Source organism: Streptomyces sp. NPDC029044 (genome assembly GCF_040637495.1).
Lineage (GTDB): Bacteria > Actinomycetota > Actinomycetes > Streptomycetales > Streptomycetaceae > Streptomyces.
In genome coordinates this window covers 151,920-168,348 of sequence record NZ_JBEZWN010000001.1, presented here as the reverse complement: position 1 = coordinate 168,348, position 16,429 = coordinate 151,920, and the positions used below count along the sequence as shown (strand labels likewise).

The 16,429-nt window shown below is 71.8% G+C and carries 16 protein-coding genes; 9 read left to right on the top strand and 7 right to left on the bottom strand.

Annotated features, from left to right (window positions below):
* Positions 1 to 74 precede the first annotated feature (74 nt).
* Positions 75 to 608 carry a MarR family transcriptional regulator gene (locus AB0E85_RS00780; protein WP_358952871.1) on the bottom strand — a complete coding sequence of 178 codons (534 nt, stop codon included), beginning with the start codon at positions 606 to 608 and terminating at the stop codon, positions 75 to 77.
* Positions 609 to 697: 89 nt separating this feature from the next.
* Between AB0E85_RS00780 and AB0E85_RS00775 the strand changes: the two genes are divergently transcribed.
* Positions 698 to 1,483 carry a class III extradiol ring-cleavage dioxygenase gene (locus AB0E85_RS00775; protein ID WP_361921054.1) on the top strand — a complete coding sequence of 262 codons (786 nt, stop codon included), beginning with the start codon at positions 698 to 700 and terminating at the stop codon, positions 1,481 to 1,483.
* A gap of 34 nt (positions 1,484 to 1,517) precedes the next feature.
* Here the strand turns inward: AB0E85_RS00775 and AB0E85_RS00770 are convergent, their stop codons facing one another.
* A complete protein-coding gene (locus AB0E85_RS00770) occupies positions 1,518 to 2,033 on the bottom strand; it encodes an N-acetyltransferase family protein (protein WP_361921436.1) in 516 nt (171 codons plus the stop codon).
* Positions 2,034 to 2,230: 197 nt separating this feature from the next.
* Here AB0E85_RS00770 and AB0E85_RS00765 point away from each other — a divergent pair, with 197 nt between their 5' ends.
* Positions 2,231 to 3,229, top strand: coding sequence for a sigma-70 family RNA polymerase sigma factor (locus AB0E85_RS00765; RefSeq protein ID WP_033314571.1), 999 nt, complete (start codon positions 2,231 to 2,233; stop codon positions 3,227 to 3,229).
* 470 nt (positions 3,230 to 3,699) lie between these two features.
* Positions 3,700 to 4,413: a TetR family transcriptional regulator gene (locus AB0E85_RS00760; protein WP_361921051.1), complete on the top strand. Its 714-nt coding sequence runs from the start codon at positions 3,700 to 3,702 to the stop codon at positions 4,411 to 4,413.
* A 147-nt stretch (positions 4,414 to 4,560) separates the two neighbouring features.
* Here the strand turns inward: AB0E85_RS00760 and AB0E85_RS00755 are convergent, their stop codons facing one another.
* Entirely contained in the window at positions 4,561 to 5,544 is a 984-nt protein-coding gene (locus AB0E85_RS00755) for a YafY family protein (protein WP_361921049.1), read from the bottom strand.
* A 62-nt stretch (positions 5,545 to 5,606) separates the two neighbouring features.
* Here AB0E85_RS00755 and AB0E85_RS00750 point away from each other — a divergent pair, with 62 nt between their 5' ends.
* The 5 genes from AB0E85_RS00750 to AB0E85_RS00730 all read left to right on the top strand — a co-directional run bounded on the left by AB0E85_RS00750 (position 5,607) and on the right by AB0E85_RS00730 (position 11,457).
* A complete protein-coding gene (locus tag AB0E85_RS00750; RefSeq protein ID WP_361921047.1) occupies positions 5,607 to 7,115 on the top strand; it encodes an MFS transporter in 1,509 nt (502 codons plus the stop codon).
* 160 nt (positions 7,116 to 7,275) lie between these two features.
* Entirely contained in the window at positions 7,276 to 8,037 is a 762-nt protein-coding gene (locus AB0E85_RS00745; protein ID WP_184561265.1) for a DeoR/GlpR family DNA-binding transcription regulator, read from the top strand.
* The gene (gene pfkB, locus AB0E85_RS00740) at positions 8,034 to 8,981 is read left to right on the top strand and encodes a 1-phosphofructokinase (protein ID WP_361921045.1); all 948 of its coding nucleotides are present in this window, start codon (positions 8,034 to 8,036) and stop codon (positions 8,979 to 8,981) included. Before AB0E85_RS00745 ends, pfkB begins: the two co-directional genes overlap by 4 nt.
* Before the next feature lie 154 nt (positions 8,982 to 9,135).
* Positions 9,136 to 11,181: a fructose-specific PTS transporter subunit EIIC gene (locus tag AB0E85_RS00735; protein ID WP_361921043.1), complete on the top strand. Its 2,046-nt coding sequence runs from the start codon at positions 9,136 to 9,138 to the stop codon at positions 11,179 to 11,181.
* 117 nt (positions 11,182 to 11,298) lie between these two features.
* Positions 11,299 to 11,457: a hypothetical protein gene (locus AB0E85_RS00730; RefSeq protein ID WP_361921459.1), complete on the top strand. Its 159-nt coding sequence runs from the start codon at positions 11,299 to 11,301 to the stop codon at positions 11,455 to 11,457.
* Positions 11,458 to 11,483: 26 nt separating this feature from the next.
* Here AB0E85_RS00730 and AB0E85_RS00725 read toward each other — a convergent pair whose 3' ends face one another.
* The 4 genes from AB0E85_RS00725 to AB0E85_RS00710 form a co-directional block, all read right to left on the bottom strand.
* Positions 11,484 to 12,227: a DUF6227 family protein gene (locus tag AB0E85_RS00725; protein WP_361921041.1), complete on the bottom strand. Its 744-nt coding sequence runs from the start codon at positions 12,225 to 12,227 to the stop codon at positions 11,484 to 11,486.
* A gap of 179 nt (positions 12,228 to 12,406) precedes the next feature.
* Positions 12,407 to 13,627, bottom strand: a complete 1,221-nt coding sequence (locus tag AB0E85_RS00720; protein ID WP_361921039.1) for an Ig-like domain-containing protein — start codon at positions 13,625 to 13,627, stop codon at positions 12,407 to 12,409.
* Between the two features lie 165 nt (positions 13,628 to 13,792).
* Positions 13,793 to 14,821 (bottom strand): P1 family peptidase, encoded by a 1,029-nt coding sequence (locus tag AB0E85_RS00715; RefSeq protein ID WP_361921037.1) that lies wholly within the window; start codon positions 14,819 to 14,821, stop codon positions 13,793 to 13,795.
* A gap of 136 nt (positions 14,822 to 14,957) precedes the next feature.
* On the bottom strand, positions 14,958 to 16,190 hold the full coding sequence (locus AB0E85_RS00710) for a low temperature requirement protein A (protein ID WP_361921035.1): 1,233 nt from the start codon (positions 16,188 to 16,190) through the stop codon (positions 14,958 to 14,960).
* A gap of 56 nt (positions 16,191 to 16,246) precedes the next feature.
* Here AB0E85_RS00710 and AB0E85_RS00705 point away from each other — a divergent pair, with 56 nt between their 5' ends.
* Positions 16,247 to 16,426 (top strand): hypothetical protein, encoded by a 180-nt coding sequence (locus AB0E85_RS00705; RefSeq protein WP_361921033.1) that lies wholly within the window; start codon positions 16,247 to 16,249, stop codon positions 16,424 to 16,426.
* Positions 16,427 to 16,429: the final 3 nt, after the last annotated feature.

The following is a 16,429-nucleotide window of genomic DNA, read 5'->3' as shown; positions in this document are numbered from 1 at the left end:
CTTCGGGCCACCCGTAGGCGCGAGGAAGGGGACGCCTCGCGCCTGCGGATTCCAGGACCTGCCCGGCTCCCGCGTCAGCGGAGCCAGGGCAGGTCCGCACCCGCTTCGGCCGGCTGAAGTCCCTCGGCGACGATCCGCATGATCTCGCCGAGGGACTTCTGCTGTTGCGGGGTGAGCCGGTCGAAGACCGCCTGCCGCACGGCCTCCACATGGCCCGGTGCGGTCTGCCGCAGCACGTCGTAGCCCTCGTCCGTGAGCACGGCGAACTGGCCCCGCTTGTCGTCGGGGCAGTCCTCCCGGCGCACCCAGCCGTTCTTCTCCAGCCGTGCGACGGCGTGCGAGAGCCGGGACCGGGTGATCTTGGCCAGCATCGCGAGTTCGGTCATCCGCAGCCGCCGCCGCGGCGCCTCGGCCAGCTTGACCAGAAGGCCGTAGTAGACGTGCGGCATGCCCGCGTCGCGCTGGAGCTGACGGTCGAGATGGTCGTCGAGGAGGGTGACGCCCTCCATGAACGAACGCCAGACGTGCTGCTCCTCGTCGGTGAGCCAGCGCGGTTCCTGGGGCTCCTGGGCGGAGCCCGGTGTCGGTGCGGATGCGGGTGCCTTCATGCCTTCCACTTTACGCGGCTCCTCCTTGAACTTTAAACAAATGGTCCGTACAGTTTTGTAGGGAACCACGTTTTGGAAGGAGCCGCAGCATGTCCGCCGCCACCCAGGAGCGCATGCCCGCTCTGTACCTCAGCCACGGCGCCCCGCCCCTGGCGGACGACCCGGTCTGGCCCGGTGAGCTGGCCGCCTGGTCCGCCGGACTGCCGCGCCCCAAGGCCGTCCTGATCGTCTCCGCCCACTGGGAGGAGGCCCCGCTCGCCCTCGGTGCCACCGAGACGGTCCCGCTCGTCTACGACTTCTGGGGCTTCCCGGAGCACTACTACCGGGTGACGTACGACGCCCCCGGCGCACCGGAGCTCGCGGAGTCCGTACGCAAGCTGCTGCGCGCCCCCGGCATGCCCGTCCAGGACGTCCCCGACCGCGGCCTCGACCATGGTGCGTACGTCCCGCTGGTCGAGATGTATCCGGAGGCCGACCTCCCGGTCCTCCAGGTGTCCATGCCGACGCTCGACCCGGTCCGGCTCATGGAGATCGGCCGCAGGCTCGCCCCGCTGCGGGACGAGGGCGTGCTCATCGTCGGCTCGGGCTTCTTCACCCACAACCTGGCCGCGCTGCGGCAGGGCGGCATCCCCGCCTGGTCGGCGGAGTTCGACGACTGGGGCCGGCGGGCGCTGGAGGCGCGTGACGTGGACGCCCTGCTCGACTTCACCCGCAAGTCCCCCGCCGGACAGCTGGCCCACCCGCGCACCGAGCACTTCGCCCCGCTCTTCGTGACGATGGGCGCGGCCGACGCGGCCGGCGAGCTGGACGCGCAGAAGTCCATGATCGACGGGTTCTGGATGGGGCTGGCGAAGCGGTCGGTGCAGTTCGGCTGACACGGGCCCCGGCGGGGCCTGCCCGGGGGCGCTCCTACAGCGGCTTCTCGTACCAGGCCACGTCCCAGTACCGGCCGAACTTGCGGCCCACCTCACGGTACGTGCCGACGTGCCGGAAGCCGAGGCGCTCGTGCAGCCGGGCCGACGCCTCGTTCGGCAGCGCGATGCCCGCGTAGGCGCGGTGCAGGTCCTCGCCCGACAGGGCCTCGAAGAGGGCCGTGTAGAGGAGCGTGCCGATACCGCGCCGGCCGGCCTGCGGGGCGACGTACACGGTCGTCTCGACGGAGGTGGCATAGGCGGGCTTCGCTCGGAAAGGGCTTGATGTGGAGTAGCCCAGAATCTCCTGCGGGTCCGCCGTCGTGGCAACCATCAGGCGGTGCGGCCCGTCTTCAGGGTGGGAGAGCAGCCAAGGGCGGCGCTCCTCCGGAGTGAAAACCGCGGTATCGAATGTGATCGCCGTCTCACGTACATAGTGGTTGTAGAGGGCTGTGAGAGCTTCGAGGTCACCCTCGACCCCCGGCCTGACCTGCACCTCTGTACGTTCCGGCAGCATCGCGCCTCCCTGCGTGGCCGGACAGGGTACTGCATGATCAGAAAAATCGGAGGCCGGGTTGGGAATTCTGTCCTGATTCCAGTCGTTGTTTCCATCGGATGCAGGGCACCCGAGGAGAGTCCGGAGAGTCCCGGAAGACGGAGTCCAGCGTCCGAAGGACCACCCGCTGACCTCACCATCGCAAGGGAGCTCGCATGGCAACCCGTGCCGTCGCCCGTCGTCAGTCCGCCACCGGCGAGACGGCCGACGCGGCAAGCAGTGTTCGCGCCCATGGCGGCGAGATCGCCGACCGCGACCTGGTCGGCATGTACCTCGACGAGATAGCGCGCACACCGCTGCTCGACGCCGCCAAGGAGGTCGAGCTGTCGCAGATCATCGAAGCGGGTGTGTTCGCACAGCAGATCCTCGACGGCCTGGAGGAGAACAAGGCCGGGGCCTCGCCCGAGGAGCTGCGGGCCCTGGTCGACGCGAGCGAGCGTGCCAAGGACGTCTTCATCCGCTCCAACCTGCGTCTGGTCGTCGCGGTCGCCCGCCGTTACCCCCGCAGCGGCCTGCCGCTGCTGGACCTGATCCAGGAGGGCAACGCCGGCCTGGTGCGCGCGGTCGAGAAGTTCGACTACCGCAAGGGCTTCAAGTTCTCCACGTACGCCACGTGGTGGATCCGCCAGGCCATCACCCGGTCGATAGCCGACCAGTCCCGTACGATCCGCCTGCCCGTCCACCTCGTGGAGGAGCTCGGCCGGATCCGCCGTGTGCAGCGCGAGTTCAACCGCGAGCACGGCCGGGACCCGGAGCCCGCGGAGATCGCAGCCGAGCTCGGCTCCAACCCGGAGCGCGTCACCGACGTCCTCGACTGGGCCCGCGACCCGGTCTCGCTGAACATGTCGGTTGACGACGAGGGCGAGACCCAGTTCGGCGACCTCCTGGAGGACACCTCGGCGGTGTCGCCCGAGCAGTCGGTCCTCACCCTGCTGCGCAGCGAGGAGCTCGACGACCTGATCGGCCGCCTCGACCAGCGCACGGCCTCCATCATCAAGATGCGCTACGGCATCGAGGACGGCCGGGAGCGCACGCTGACCGAGGTCGGCAAGGAGCACGGCCTGACCCGCGAGCGGATCCGCCAGATCGAGAAGCACGCGCTGCTGGAGCTGAAGAAGCTGGCCCGCAGCACCGGGTTCGACGCGGCGGCGTGACGCCCGGCCCGCGCGGCCGAGCAACACCCCTGCGCCGGGCGGCGTGAGACCGGCGGCGCAAGAACCTTGCGCCGGGCGCCGCAACCCGTGAGCACGGAGTGCGGCCGGGCGTACGACTCGTTCCCACGGCCAGTGGTGACGGACCGTGTGCGCCCGGCGGGCCCCGCGTACGCCGGGTGGCGAAAGACCGCGCAAACATGGCGTTGTAACGCTGCTTCAATCCGCGGACTCAGGGAACAAGACTTCTGGGTCCACCAGTTCGGGCCCGGGGCACACCCCCTTGACCCCGCAAGCCACGTCCCGTCGCACTCCCCCCGGCGCCGGGACTTTCCCCGAAGCCGGGCTTCGGCGTCCTTCCCCCCGGACGTCGGGGCCCGGCTCTCTTGCTGGAGGGCGGGGCACCCCGTACCTGAACCACGGGGTGGCCCGCCAGATGGCAGATTGTGTCACATGGGCATAGCCTGCCGGGCGTGAGCAGCACCACCCCGACCCCGCCTCCGCCCTCGCTGACCGAGCGGCGGAAGGCCGAGACACGTATGGAGATCGCCCGGGCGGCGGCCGGCCTCTTCGTACGGCACGGCCTGCGGGCCAGCCGCGCGGAGGACATCGCCCAGGCCGCGGGCATCGCCCCGCGCACCTTCTACCGGTACTTCGCCACCAAGGAGGAGGCCGTCGCCCCGCTCTACGCGGCCGGAGCCCAGCGCTGGGTGGAGGCGGTGCGTGCCGCTCCCGCCGACGCCGGGGTCCTGCGGGCCCTGGAGCAGGGGGTGCGCCACACCCTCACCCCCGGCGTAGCCGTCTCGGCGTCCTCCTGGGAGTGGGTCCGCTCGCTGCTGCGCCTGGCCGAGGCGACGCCGTCCCTGCGCAGGGTGTGGGCGGAGGTGTGCCAGGCGTCCGAGCGGCTGCTGGGGGAGGTGCTCGCGGAACGGGTGACACGTGCAGGCACCCCCGGGACGTCCGGCGTGACCGGGCTGCCCAGGGGCGGCGACAACGTTGCCGCGACGGGCGAGCCACCCGCGCTCACCCCCGAGCTGCGCTTCGCCGCCGCCGTGGCGAGCGCCGCCGTCCGAGCCGCGCTGGAGGCCTGGGCCGCGGGGGAGGGGCCCGTCGAGGGTCCGGACGGTCCGGCGGAACTCGCCCTGCGCAATCTCGCGGCCCTGCGGGACTTCCCGTGGGGGCCGTGACGCCAGGGCTCATGGCCCGTCCGAGCCGCGCTGGAGGCGTGGGCCGCGGGGGAGGGGCCCGTCGAGGGTCCGGACGGTCCGGCGGAACTCGCCCTGCGCAATCTCGCGGCCCTGCGGGACTTCAGGTGGGGGCCGTGACGCCAGGGCTCATGGCCCCTCCGCGTCCCGTCCGCCGGCCGCCCTGCTCAACCGGGCCCCCAACTCCCTGACGGCCGTGACGAGTTCCGCCGGTTCGTGCACCGCGAAGTCGCACTCCAGCATCGCCAGCCGGAACGCCACCCACTGCACGGCGTCCCCGGCGGACCCCCGCAGCCGGCAGCTGCCGTCGTCCAACGGCTCGGGCGTGCCCAGCCAGTGGGGCACCCGGGCCGCGACGAAGTCGGCCGGTGCGGCGAACGTGACCTCGAAGTCGTAGGACTGCTGCTGCCGTTGCATCGAGCGCCGCAGGTACTCGGCCGCGCTCCCCGTGGGCAGTTCGCGCGGTGCGAACCGGGCCCCCGTGGCGAACGGCTCGCTGACCCGGTCGACGCGGAACGTGCGCCAGTCGTCCCGGTCGATGTCATACGCCACGAGGTACCAGCGGCGGCCCGTCGACACCAGCCGGTACGGCTCCGTCAGGCGCCGCGACTCGGTGCCGTCAGCGGCCCGGTAGGCGAACCGCAGCCGCTCGTGCCCGGCCACCGTCGAGGCCATGACGGTCAGTGTCTCGGGCGCGATACTCGGCCCGTCCCCGCTGGTCAGTGGAGTGGTCGCGGCCTGGAGGGTGGCCACGCGGTGACGCAGTCGGCCGGGCAGGACCTGCTCCAGCTTGGCCAGCGCCCGCACCGAGGCCTCGTCGAGGCCCTCCACGGCGTGCCCGGCCCCGGCACGCAGGCCGACCGCGATGGCCACGGCCTCCTCGTCGTCGAGCACGAGCGGTGGCATGGCCTTGCCGGCGACCAGCCGGTAGCCGCCGTCGGCGCCCTTGGTCGCCTGCACGGGGTAGCCCAGCTCGCGCAGCCGGTCGATGTCCCGCCGGACCGTGCGGCGGGAGACCCCGAGCCGCTCGGAGAGCTCACCGCCCGGCCATTCACGGGGCGTCTGGAGGAGGGAGAGGAGTGTCAGCAGCCGGGCCGGAGTGTCCGTCGTCATACCGAAGAGGATGCCGCAGCACTAGGACACGATCTGACCTAGTAGGGGACTAACTTCGAACCATGAACTCCACCGACACCACCCTCGGCACAGCGGGCGGCGGGACCGACCGCCGGCGCTGGTTCGCCCTCGCGATCGTGATGACCGCGGCCTTCATGGACCTCGTCGACGTGACGATCGTCAACATCGCCATCCCCTCGATCCAGCGGGAGTCCGGCGCGTCCTTCAGCCAGATCCAGTGGATCACCGCCGGTTACGCCCTCGCCTTCGCCGCGGGCCTGATCACCGGCGGACGGCTCGGCGACATCCACGGGCGCAAGCGGATCTTCCTCGTCGGGATCGGCGGGTTCACGGTCGCCTCCGCGCTCTGCGGTCTCGCGGTGAACCCGGAGATGCTGGTCGCCTCGCGGTTCCTCCAGGGCGGCATGGCGGCGCTGATGGTGCCGCAGGTGCTGTCGATCGTGCACGCGACCTTCCCGGCGCACGAACGGGGCAAGGTGTTCGGGCTGTTCGGCGCGGTCGTCGGCCTCGGGGCCGTGTCCGGTCCGCTGCTGGGCGCGCTGCTGACCGAGTGGAACCTGTTCGGCTGGGAGTGGCGGTCGATCTTCCTGATCAATCTGCCGGTGGGCGTCGCCGGCCTGATACTCGGCAGCCGTTACATCAGCGAGTCGAAGGCGCCGCGCGCCTTGAAGCTGGACCTGGTGGGCGTCGCGCTGGTGACCCTGGGCCTGCTGATGCTGCTCTACCCGCTCATCCGGGGCCGCGAGCTGGACTGGCCGGTGTGGGGGTACGTCTCGATGGCCGGGTCGCTCGTCGTCCTCGCGGCGCTGGTGGCGTACGAGAAGCGCAAGGCCGCGCGGGACGGGTCCCCGCTGGTCGAGCTGTCGCTGTTCAAGGTCAAGAGCTTCGCGGCCGGGATCGCCGTGCAGACCGTCTTCGGGGTCGCGCTCGGCGTGTTCTTCCTGGTCTGGACGCTGTACATGCAGTTCGGGCTGGGCTGGAGCCCGCTGAAGGCCGGACTGACCGGGGTGCCGTTCTCGATCGCCGTGTCGGTGGCGGCCGGGATGTCGGTGCAGAAGCTGGTCCCGCGTTTCGGGCGCAAGGTGCTCCAGGCGGGCGCGCTGGTGATGGCGGCCGGGGTGCTGCTCTACATCTGGGAGTCCGGGCACTACGGCCTCGCGATAGAGCCCTGGCAGATGGCGCTCCCGCTCGTGGTGATGGGCGTGGGCATGGGGCTGATCGTCGCGCCGCTGACCGACGCGATCCTCTCGGAGGTGCCGCGCGAGCACTCCGGTTCGGCGTCGGGGCTGATCAACACCGTGCAGCAGATGGGCAACGCGCTGGGGCTCGGCCTGGTGTCGGTGGTGTTCTTCGGCACGATCTCCGACCACCTGCGGCGGGAGCAGATCGGTCCGGCCTTCGCGGACGCCTTCCAGAACGCGCTCGGCTGGGTCGCCGGGGTGATGGGCGCCATCTTCCTGCTGATGTTCGCGCTGCCGAAGCGGCCCGCTCAGCACGTGGAGGGCGAGCAGGCGCAGGGGGTGGAGAAGGAACCGGCGCTGGTCTCCTAGGGCGGCGATCGGGACTGAACGGGCTCGGCACCTCGGGTGCCGGGCCCGCCCGCGTTTCCGCTCATGCCCGATTGGGTCCGAACCTGTTTACTTTGCGGAAATCTCGGCGTAGCCTCCCGCTGAAACCACACGTTCGGGCATGAGGCGGAGGCGAACGGACATGTACGCACCGGAACGGCAGCAGGAGATCCTCCGGCTCGCCCGTGACGGCGGCCGAGTGGATGTCGTGTCGCTGGCGGAGGAGTTCCAGGTGACGGCGGAGACGATCCGCCGGGATCTGAAGGCCCTCGACCGCGCCGGACTGGTCCGCCGGGTGCACGGCGGGGCCATCCCGGCCGGGCGCCTCGACTTCGAGCCGGACCTCGCCGAACGCGAGACGACCGCCGCCGACGAGAAGGACGGCATCGCCAAGGCGGCCCTCGCGGAGCTGCCCGTCGAGGGCACGGTCATCCTCGACGCCGGGACGACGGTGGCCCGGATGGCCGCCGCCCTCCCGCTGGAAGCCTCCCTCACCGTCGTCACGCACAGCCTCCCCATCGCCGCCCGCCTCGCCGACCACCCCGGCATCCAGCTCCACCTCATCGGGGGGCGCGTACGGCACCGCACCCGCGCCGCCGTGGACGCCTGGGCGCTCAGGGCGTACGGCGAGATCCGCGCCGACGTGCTGTTCGTGGCCGCCAACGGCTTCTCCGCCGAGCACGGTCTGACCACGCCCGACCTCGCCGAGGCCGCCGTGAAGCGCGCGGCCGTGGCCGCCGCTCGCCGGGTGGTGCTGCTCGCCGACTCCTCCAAGCACGGCCAGGAGCACTTCGCCCGCTTCGGCGACCTGAGCGATGTGGACCTGCTGATCACCGACAGCGGGCTGAGCCCCGAAGACGCCGTCGCGATCGAGCGTGGCGGCACGGAAGTAGTGCGCGCATGATCCTCACCGTCACCCCCAACCCGTCACTGGACCGCACCTACGAGGTGCCGTCCCTCGACCGCGGCGAGGTCATCCGCGCCACCGGCGAGCGGATGGACCCGGGCGGCAAGGGCGTGAACGTCTCGCGCGCCGTCGCCGCGGCGGGGCAGCGCACGGTGGCGGTCCTGCCCCTGGGCGGCGCCCCGGGCGCCCTCGTCGCCGACCTGCTCGACCAGCAGGGCATCGAGGTCGCGCCCGTCCCGGTCGCCGGGGCCACCCGCTCCAACATCGCCCTCGCCGAGGCCGACGGCGTCCTGACGAAGATCAACGCGCCCGGCCCGGAACTCTCCGACGCCGAGCGCGAACTGCTCCTGGAGACCGTGCGCCGGCAGTCCCGCGACGCCTCCTGGATCGCCTGCTGCGGCAGCCTCCCGCGCGGCCTCGCCCCGTCCTGGTACGCCGAGCTGGTCGCCCGCGCGCACGCCGCCGGGGCGCGGATCGCCCTGGACACCTCCGGGCCCGCGCTGCTCGCCGCCCTGCGTGAGCGGCCGGACGTCGTCAAGCCGAACGCCGAGGAGCTCGCCGGAGCCGTCGGCCGTCCCCTCGCCACTGTCATCGACGCCGTCAAGGCCGCCGAGGAACTGCGTGAGATGGGTGCCCGGGCCGTCCTCGCGAGCCTCGGCGCCGACGGGCAGCTGCTCGTCTCCGACGAGGGCGCCTGGTTCGGCAGCGCCCGGGTGGCCGCCGTCCGCAGCAACGTGGGCGCCGGCGACTCCTCCCTCGCCGGTTTCCTGATCGCCGGAGGCAACGGCCCCGAGGCCCTCGCCTCCGCGGTCGCCCACGGCGCGGCGGCCGTCCAGCTCCCCGGCAGCGTCATGCCGACACCGAGCGACCTGGACCCGGCGGCGGTGACGGTCACGGCCGAGGTCCCGGCCGACCGTGTGCTGAAGGAGCCGGTGTCATGACGTACGACGAGCAGCGCGGACCGACGCGCGAGCGGCGGGCCCCCTCCCCGTTACCCGCGGGCCCCGCCTCCACCCCCGTCACCCCCCACCGCACCCCCGTCCCCCTCCCCGCCCACCCCTCCCACCGGGCGATACGCGTGCTAAGGAGCCCGCGATGAGCGACATGATCACGGCGGACCTGGTCGATCTCGGCCTGGCCGCCGACACCAAGGAAGCGGCGGCGCGAGCCCTCGCCGAGCGCATGGTGGCCCTGGGCCGGGTGACCGACCTGGACGGCTTCCTCGCCGATGTGGCAGCCCGCGAGGCTCAGATGCCGACCGGCCTCGACGGCGGCATCGGCATCCCGCACTGCCGCAGCGAGCACGTCACCGAGCCGACGCTCGCCTTCGGCCGCAGCGCCTCCGGCATCGACTTCGGCGCCCCGGACGGCCCTGCCGACCTGATCTTCCTGATCGCCGCGCCGGCCGGTGCGGACGACGCCCATCTGACGATCCTGTCGTCGCTGGCCCGGCAGCTGATGAACAGCGAGTTCACCGACGCCCTGCGCGCGGTGGGCGACGCGCCGGCCGCGGCGGCGCTGATCCGCGGCGACGAGCCCGAAGCGCCCGCACCCGCGGGTTCCGAAGACACCGTGGCGTCGGCGGGAGCGGCCTCTCCCGCCGCCGCCACGGTCACCTACGATCCCGCTCCCGCCGAGGAGCGGCCGTTCCGGATCGTCGCCGTCACCTCCTGCCCCACCGGCATCGCCCACACCTACATGGCGGCCGAGTCCCTGGAGAACGCCGGCCGTGAGGCGGGTGTGGAACTCACCGTCGAGCCCCAGGGATCGGCCGGTTTCACCCGGCTCGACCCGGAGGTCATCGCGGCGGCGGACGCCGTGATCTTCGCCCACGACGTGCCCGTACGGGAGAAGGAGCGGTTCGCCGGCAAGGCCACCGTCGACGTCGGCGTGAAGGCGGGCATCAACCGCCCCGCCGAACTCATCGCCGAGGTCCGCGAAAAGGCGGCGCGCGGCGAGGTCACCTCCGGATCCGCCCCGGCCTCCCCGGTGGACCGCGCGGGCGACTCCGGCGAGGGCTACGGCACCAAGCTGCGCAAGTGGCTGATGTCCGGCGTCAGTTACATGGTGCCGTTCGTCGCCGCGGGCGGTCTGCTCATCGCCCTCGGGTTCGCGATCGGCGGCTACAAGATCAACAAGGCCCCGTCGGTGATGGACCACTTCCTGTGGACCCAGGCCGACAGCTGGGCGGCCCTGCTCTTCCAGATCGGCGGCGTCGCCTTCGGCTTCCTCGTCCCCGTCCTGGCCGGCTACATCGCCTACGGCATGGCCGACCGGCCCGGCATCGTGCCCGGCTTCGTCGGCGGCATGATCGCGTTCAACATCAACGCAGGCTTCCTCGGCGGCCTGGCGGCCGGTCTGATCGCCGGCGGCGTGGTGATGGCGATCCAGAAGGTGAACGTCCCGGCGGCGCTGCGCGGCATCATGCCCGTGGTGGTGATCCCGCTGATCTCCTCGGCGATCGTCGGGTTCCTGATGTTCGTCGTCATCGGCAAGCCCATCGCCGAGGCCCAGAAGGGCATGACCGACTGGCTGAACGGCCTGTCCGGCAGCAACGCGATCCTGCTCGGCACCCTCCTCGGCCTGATGATGTGCTTCGACCTCGGTGGCCCCGTCAACAAGGTCGCCTACACCTTCGCCACGGCCGGCATCGCGGTGGCCAGCCCCAGCGACTCGGCGATGAAGATCATGGCCGCGGTGATGGCGGCCGGCATGGTCCCGCCGCTGGCCATGGCCCTGGCGACGACCGTGCGCGGCAAGCTCTTCACCCAGACCGAGCGAGAGAACGGCAAGGCCGCCTGGGTGCTCGGCGCCTCCTTCATCTCCGAGGGCGCGATCCCGTTCGCCGCGGCCGACCCGCTGCGCGTCATCCCGGCCTCCATGGCCGGTGGCGCGGTCACCGGCGCCCTGTCGATGGCCTTCGGCGCCACGCTGCGGGCCCCGCACGGCGGCATCTTCGTGGTCCCGCTGATCGGCAACGCGTTCCTCTACCTGATCGCGATCGCCGCGGGCGTCTGCGTCACGACGGCCCTGGTGGTCGTCCTCAAGGGCCTGCGCAAGCCGGTCGAGGGTGCCGCCCCGGCTTCCGGCGAGGGCGGCGCGGCCCGGGCGGCGGAGACGAAGCAGCCCGTCGCGGCGTGAAGCGGCTGGAGGTTCGCCCCTTTCGAGGTGTGTGAACCGTTCATGCCACCTGCGAGATAGATCACGAAAGTCACGGCCCGGGACCGAAGTCCCGGGCCGTGGTGTCTACTGGGGCGCATGCCCGAGCACGTCTCCCGATGGCCCGAAGGCCACCCGCTCCCCGCCCTCCCGCAGCAGCGGCAGACGGGCCCCCGGTCGGAGTCCGTGGAGCTGACCACCGAGGAGAGAGCCGCCTTCGCCGAGCTGGTGCGCCAACTCGGCGACAGAGGCGTCTAGAAGCGTCCAGCAGAAGTCGGTCCTCCTCAGGAGACTTGCGACGCCCGCCGCTCCATCGCGTCGCGCGCCGCGTCCTCGCTGGCGTACACCTCGCACATGTGCCGCCCGTCCGGCGTCGCCGTGTGCTCGACCTCCCAGAGGGAGACCTCCTCGCCGTCGCGCAGCAGGAACGCGTGCTCGTAGAGCGAGAAGCCCAGGCCCGCCCGGCCCGCCCTGCACGGGCGGCCGAAGGCCTGGGTGATCTGGTGCCCCGACGCGGTGGCCAGCAGGGCCGCCGTGTCCGCGCCCGGCCGGTCCGCGTTCTCCGCCCGGCGCAGTAAACGGCGCGCGTGGTCCGCGGAGTTCTCCGCGGCGTACGCGTGCCGGGGAGCGGGGACCGGTGACAGCTGTACCGCCACCGGCAGTTCGAAGTCCGGGGTCTCCGGCGGCAGCGGCAGCCGCAGGGTGGCGGCGCGCAGCTCCTCCTCGTCGACGTACACCTCGTGATGCGGTTCGCTGCCCGGCGCGGTGTTGTGGACGAGCTCCCAGAGGGTGAGCGCCGAACCGTCGGCGAGCAGCCACGTGTGCCGGTACGTCTCCCGGTGCAGGCCCGCGCTGTGGTGCGCGGAGTGCAGCGAACCGTCGTGCGCCAGCGCGCAGTCCAGGCGCCTTATCGTCTCGTCCGGTAGCTCGAAGGAGTTCAGGGCGCGGCCGAGGAGTCGCGCGAGGTGCTCCTCCGGAGTCTCGGGCGAGTCGGGTTCGTACGCTGCCGTCTCGTACGGAACGCTCAAGGTTTCTCCCGGCGTTGCTGCATGTCACCTTGTGGGTGCATACGGTAGCCCCTCGGTCGGACATCATGTCCGGGAACCGAGAAAACGTACGTCCGGGAAAACGCGCGGGCCGCGCGAAATGTTCCCGCGCGGCCCGGTCGGTCCGTCAAAAACCCCAGCTGGGGTGGTCTTTCAGGGGGTCAGGAGGCGCTGCCCGCGACCCACTGGCTCCACGCCATGTTCCAGCCGTTGAGCCCGTTGTCCGGAGCCACCGTCTTGTCGGGGGAGTTCTTCACGATCACCACGTCCCCGATGAGGGAGTTGTCGTAGAACCACTTGGCCGGCGTGGCTCCGCCCGCGCCCTGCACGTCGGCGAGACCGACGCAGCCGTGGCTGGTGCCCTGACGACCGAAGGGCGGATTGCCCTTGTTGTACCAGTAGTTGCCGTGGATGAACGTGCCCGACGTCGTCAGTCGCATCGCGTGCGGCACGTCCGGGATGTCGTACTCCCCGCCCAGCCCGACCGTCCGGCTGTTCATCCGGGTCTGGACGAACTTCTCGGAGATCACCATCTGCCCGTTGTACGTGGTGTGCTCCGGGCTGCCCGCCGAGATCGGGATCGTCTTGACGGTCTTGCCGTCCCGGACGACCGTCATGGTCTGGGTGCCGGCGTCGACCGTGGAGACCTGCGAACGGCCCACCGTGAAGGTGACCGTCTTCTTCTGCACGCCGTAGACGCCGTTCGCGCCCTCGACCCCGTCCAGGTCGATCTTCATCGTGACCTTGGAGCCGGCCTTCCAGTACTCCTCGGGCCGGAAGTCGAGGCGCTGCCCGTTGAACCAGTGCCCGACGACCTTCTGCCCGCTGCTGGAGGAGACCGTGATGTGCGACTGCACGGCCTTCCGGTCGGTGATGGCCTTGTCGAAGGTGAACGACACCGGCATGCCCACGCCGACCGTGGTGCCGTTGTCCGGCGTGTACGTACCGATGAAGCTGTTCGACGTCGTCACCGTCGTGAAGATGGAGTTGGCCGCGGCCGTCCGGCCGTCCGCGTCCTTGGCGGTCGCCGATATCTGGTACTTCGTCCCGCGCTCCAGCTGCTCCTTCGGCTTCCAGGCCTTGCCGTCCCCGGAGACCGACCCCGCGACGGTCTGCCCGCTGCCCGCCACGGTCATCTTCACCTCGGTCAGCTTCCCGTCGCTGACCTTCACGCCGGTCGTGTTGATGGACGCGCCGGTCGAACCGTCCTTCGCCGAGATGGCGATCTTCGCCACGGACGTCTTCGGGCCGCCCTCGCCGCCGCCCTTCTCGTCGTCCTTGGCGTTGGCGCTGCCACCGCAGGCGGTGAGCGTCAGGGCGCCGACCATCAGGGCGGCACAGGCCCCCAGAGTGCGCCGCGCTGAAATGTTCGGCGTTGTCACGGGCTGCTCCCAGTTCATGTGATGTTGCGTGATCCGCTCCGGTACGTGAGGGAAGAGGGGCCGGGGAGCCGGTCGGGTTCCGTCCGTTCCCCATGAAGGCCGTCACGTGACAGAACCGCGACAAATTCCGGTTCGGCTGTGGATCCGCTGTGCCCGCAGGCCTGTTCAGCCGCGCGCGTACAGCTCCCCGTACGACGGCCACGCCCCGCCCGGACCGTCCACCGGGTGCGCCGCCCGCACGGCCCGGACGATCGCGCGCGTCACCATGTCCGCACCCGCCGCGAGGATCTCGTTCAGCGCGAGCGGGTTCGCCGAGTCCAGGGCCCGGTCGCCCGTCGCCAGTGTGAACACCGTGTCCCCGTCGTTGAGGAGGTGCACCGGACGCACCGCTCGGGCGATGCCGTCGTGCGCCGTGCCGGCCAGCTTCTGCGCCTGCGCCTTGGACAGGTCCGCGTCCGTGGCCACCACGGCGAGCGTCGTGTTGAGCGGGGGCGGCGTGTTCCTCGCGGCCGCCTCGGCCAGGCGCCGCAGGGCCCGCGCGTGCACCTCCTCCGCCGGGTACTCCACCCGCCCCTGGAACAACTCCCCGTACAGCACCCCCGTTTCGGGATCCACCGCGGATCCCGCCGCGTTGGCCACGACCAGTGCGGCCACCGTGATCCCCGAGCCGAGCACCGTGCTCGCGCTGCCGATACCGCCTTTCACCACCCCGGCCACCGCTCCCGTGCCCGCCCCCACGCACCCCTGGGGCACCGGCGCGCCCGGCTCGCTCGCCGCGGCGGCCTCGACCGCGGCCCGGCCGGTCGCCGCGTCCGGCCGGGCCCGGAAGTCACCGCCCCGCCCCAGGTCGAAGACGCAGGCGGCGGGCACCACCGGCACGACCTGCCCTGCCTCCGGCCCGACGCGGATCCCGCGCCCCCGCTCCTCCAGCCAGGCCATCACCCCCGACGCGGCGTCGAGCCCGTACGCGCTGCCGCCGGTCAGCACGACCGCCTCCACCTTCCGCACCACGTTGCGCGGATCCAGCGCGTCCGTCTCCTTGGTGCCGGGCCCGCCGCCCCGCACGTCCACGGCCGCCACGGCCCCGCCCTCCGGGGCGAGCACGACCGTGGTGCCAGTGAGCCAACCGTCGCCGGTGCGCGTCGCGTGTCCCACACGCAGACCGGAGACATCCGTCAGTGCGTCAACTGTCATGAGGCACAGTCTCGTCCGCCGCCGGCCCCTGCGGGCGTACCGGGCCGGTGGCCGCCCCGTCAGCCGGTTGACCTGCGCGCGGACCGGATCGCAGACCGGATCGCGGACCGGAGCGGGGACCGGAGCGTGGAGGTCTTCACCCGGTCCGCGTCGCCGGCCCGCTCTCCCGCGTGGCCAGGCGCGTGGCCAGGGTCTCTCCGGCCGCCACCGACAGCGCGCAGACCACTCCCGCGGCGAACACCGCCCAGTGACCCAGGAACGTGCAGCAGATCACCAGCAGGGCCGTCGTCGGCAGCACCAGCTGCTGAGTGATGCCCCGCTTGAAGTGGCGTGAGTGCAGGGCCCACACCGTGAGCAGGTACAGGGCCGTCGGCAGGGTCACCGCAGCCGATGCCGCCAGCGTGGAGATGTGCGCCTTGCCGACCGTCTGCTCCACCGCCACCTCCAGCCCGGCCCCGATCGCCGCCGCCGACGCGAACACCAGGTAGTGGCCGTAGCCCCACAGGAACGCCTGGCGGTTGGTCCGCAGATGGCCGTGGATGGGCACCACGAAGTAGATCCACCACGCGGCGAAGACGACCAGCAGCCCGCCTCCCGCGATGGGGAGGAGCTCGCCCAGCGCGTCGTTCTCGTCGACGCCGGACTTCACCGCGATCGTGGCCGCCGCGATCGTCTCGCCGAGCACGATGATGGTGAACAACCCGTACCGCTCCGCGATGTGGCGAGGGTGCCAGGATGTGGAGAAGTCCCTCTCCGCGAAGAGCGGCACGCACATCTCCAGCAGCGCCATCACCAGGAACGACCAGGGCAGGGCACCCTCGGGCAGGAACAGCAGCCCCAGCCAGCCGACCTGGCACGCCAGCACGCCGCCGGCGTACCGCAGGGCCGTCGTGCGCTCCGGGCCACCGGAGGCGCGGGCCGCCCGCAGCCACTGCGCCGCCATGGCAACCCGCATGATCGCGTAGCCGAGCCAGACCACGAGGTACTCGTGGTCCTCGAACGCCCGCGAGACCCCCGCCGCGAGGACCAGCACACCGGCGATCTGCACCAGCGTGACGACCCGGTAGAGGACGTCGTCGTTGTCGTACGCCGAGGCGAACCAGGTGAAGTTCATCCACGCCCACCACAGGGCGAAGAACACCATCGCGTAGTCGAGGATGCCCTGGCCCGCGTGGCCCTCGGCGACGGCGTGCACCAGCGCGATGCCCGCCTGGGCTACCGCCACGACGAAGCACAGGTCGAAGAAGAGCTCCAGCGGCGAGGCCGTCCGGTGCGCCTCGTCGCGGCCACGGGCCCGAAGCCTGCGCAGCGCCCCCCCGCTGCCGGGCGGGCGCGAGGGGACGGGCGGGGGAGTGGGGCTGGACGTCATGCGTCCCAGCAGAGCAGAAGGCACGGGGAATTTCTCCGCGACCGTACCCTGGTTGCATGAGTACCGTCCCCGGCCCCGAGCCGCGCGAGCCGAAGCCCGCGCTGGTCTTCGACGACCCGCTCGACCAGCAGTCCTCCGACGACACCGACCGCGGCTGGGGCGAGCGCACCGACTCCGGTGGCGGTGCGGCCGACCTCAAGCGCTTCCTGGACGAGAAGCCGCCCCACCACCTCTGAAGC

Bases quoted from the DNA above. Each gene is read 5' to 3' on its own strand.
- AB0E85_RS00780 (WP_358952871.1), bottom strand. From the start codon at position 608: ATGAAGGCACCCGCATCCGCACCGACACCGGGCTCCGCCCAGGAGCCC.
- AB0E85_RS00775 (WP_361921054.1), top strand. From the start codon at position 698: ATGTCCGCCGCCACCCAGGAGCGCATGCCCGCTCTGTACCTCAGCCAC.
- AB0E85_RS00765 (WP_033314571.1), top strand. From the start codon at position 2,231: ATGGCAACCCGTGCCGTCGCCCGTCGTCAGTCCGCCACCGGCGAGACG.
- AB0E85_RS00755 (WP_361921049.1), bottom strand. From the start codon at position 5,544: ATGACGACGGACACTCCGGCCCGGCTGCTGACACTCCTCTCCCTCCTC.
- AB0E85_RS00750 (WP_361921047.1), top strand. From the start codon at position 5,607: ATGAACTCCACCGACACCACCCTCGGCACAGCGGGCGGCGGGACCGAC.
- AB0E85_RS00745 (WP_184561265.1), top strand. From the start codon at position 7,276: ATGTACGCACCGGAACGGCAGCAGGAGATCCTCCGGCTCGCCCGTGAC.
- pfkB (WP_361921045.1), top strand. From the start codon at position 8,034: ATGATCCTCACCGTCACCCCCAACCCGTCACTGGACCGCACCTACGAG.
- AB0E85_RS00735 (WP_361921043.1), top strand. From the start codon at position 9,136: ATGAGCGACATGATCACGGCGGACCTGGTCGATCTCGGCCTGGCCGCC.
- AB0E85_RS00730 (WP_361921459.1), top strand. From the start codon at position 11,299: ATGCCCGAGCACGTCTCCCGATGGCCCGAAGGCCACCCGCTCCCCGCC.
- AB0E85_RS00715 (WP_361921037.1), bottom strand. From the start codon at position 14,821: ATGACAGTTGACGCACTGACGGATGTCTCCGGTCTGCGTGTGGGACAC.
- AB0E85_RS00710 (WP_361921035.1), bottom strand. From the start codon at position 16,190: ATGACGTCCAGCCCCACTCCCCCGCCCGTCCCCTCGCGCCCGCCCGGC.
- AB0E85_RS00705 (WP_361921033.1), top strand. From the start codon at position 16,247: ATGAGTACCGTCCCCGGCCCCGAGCCGCGCGAGCCGAAGCCCGCGCTG.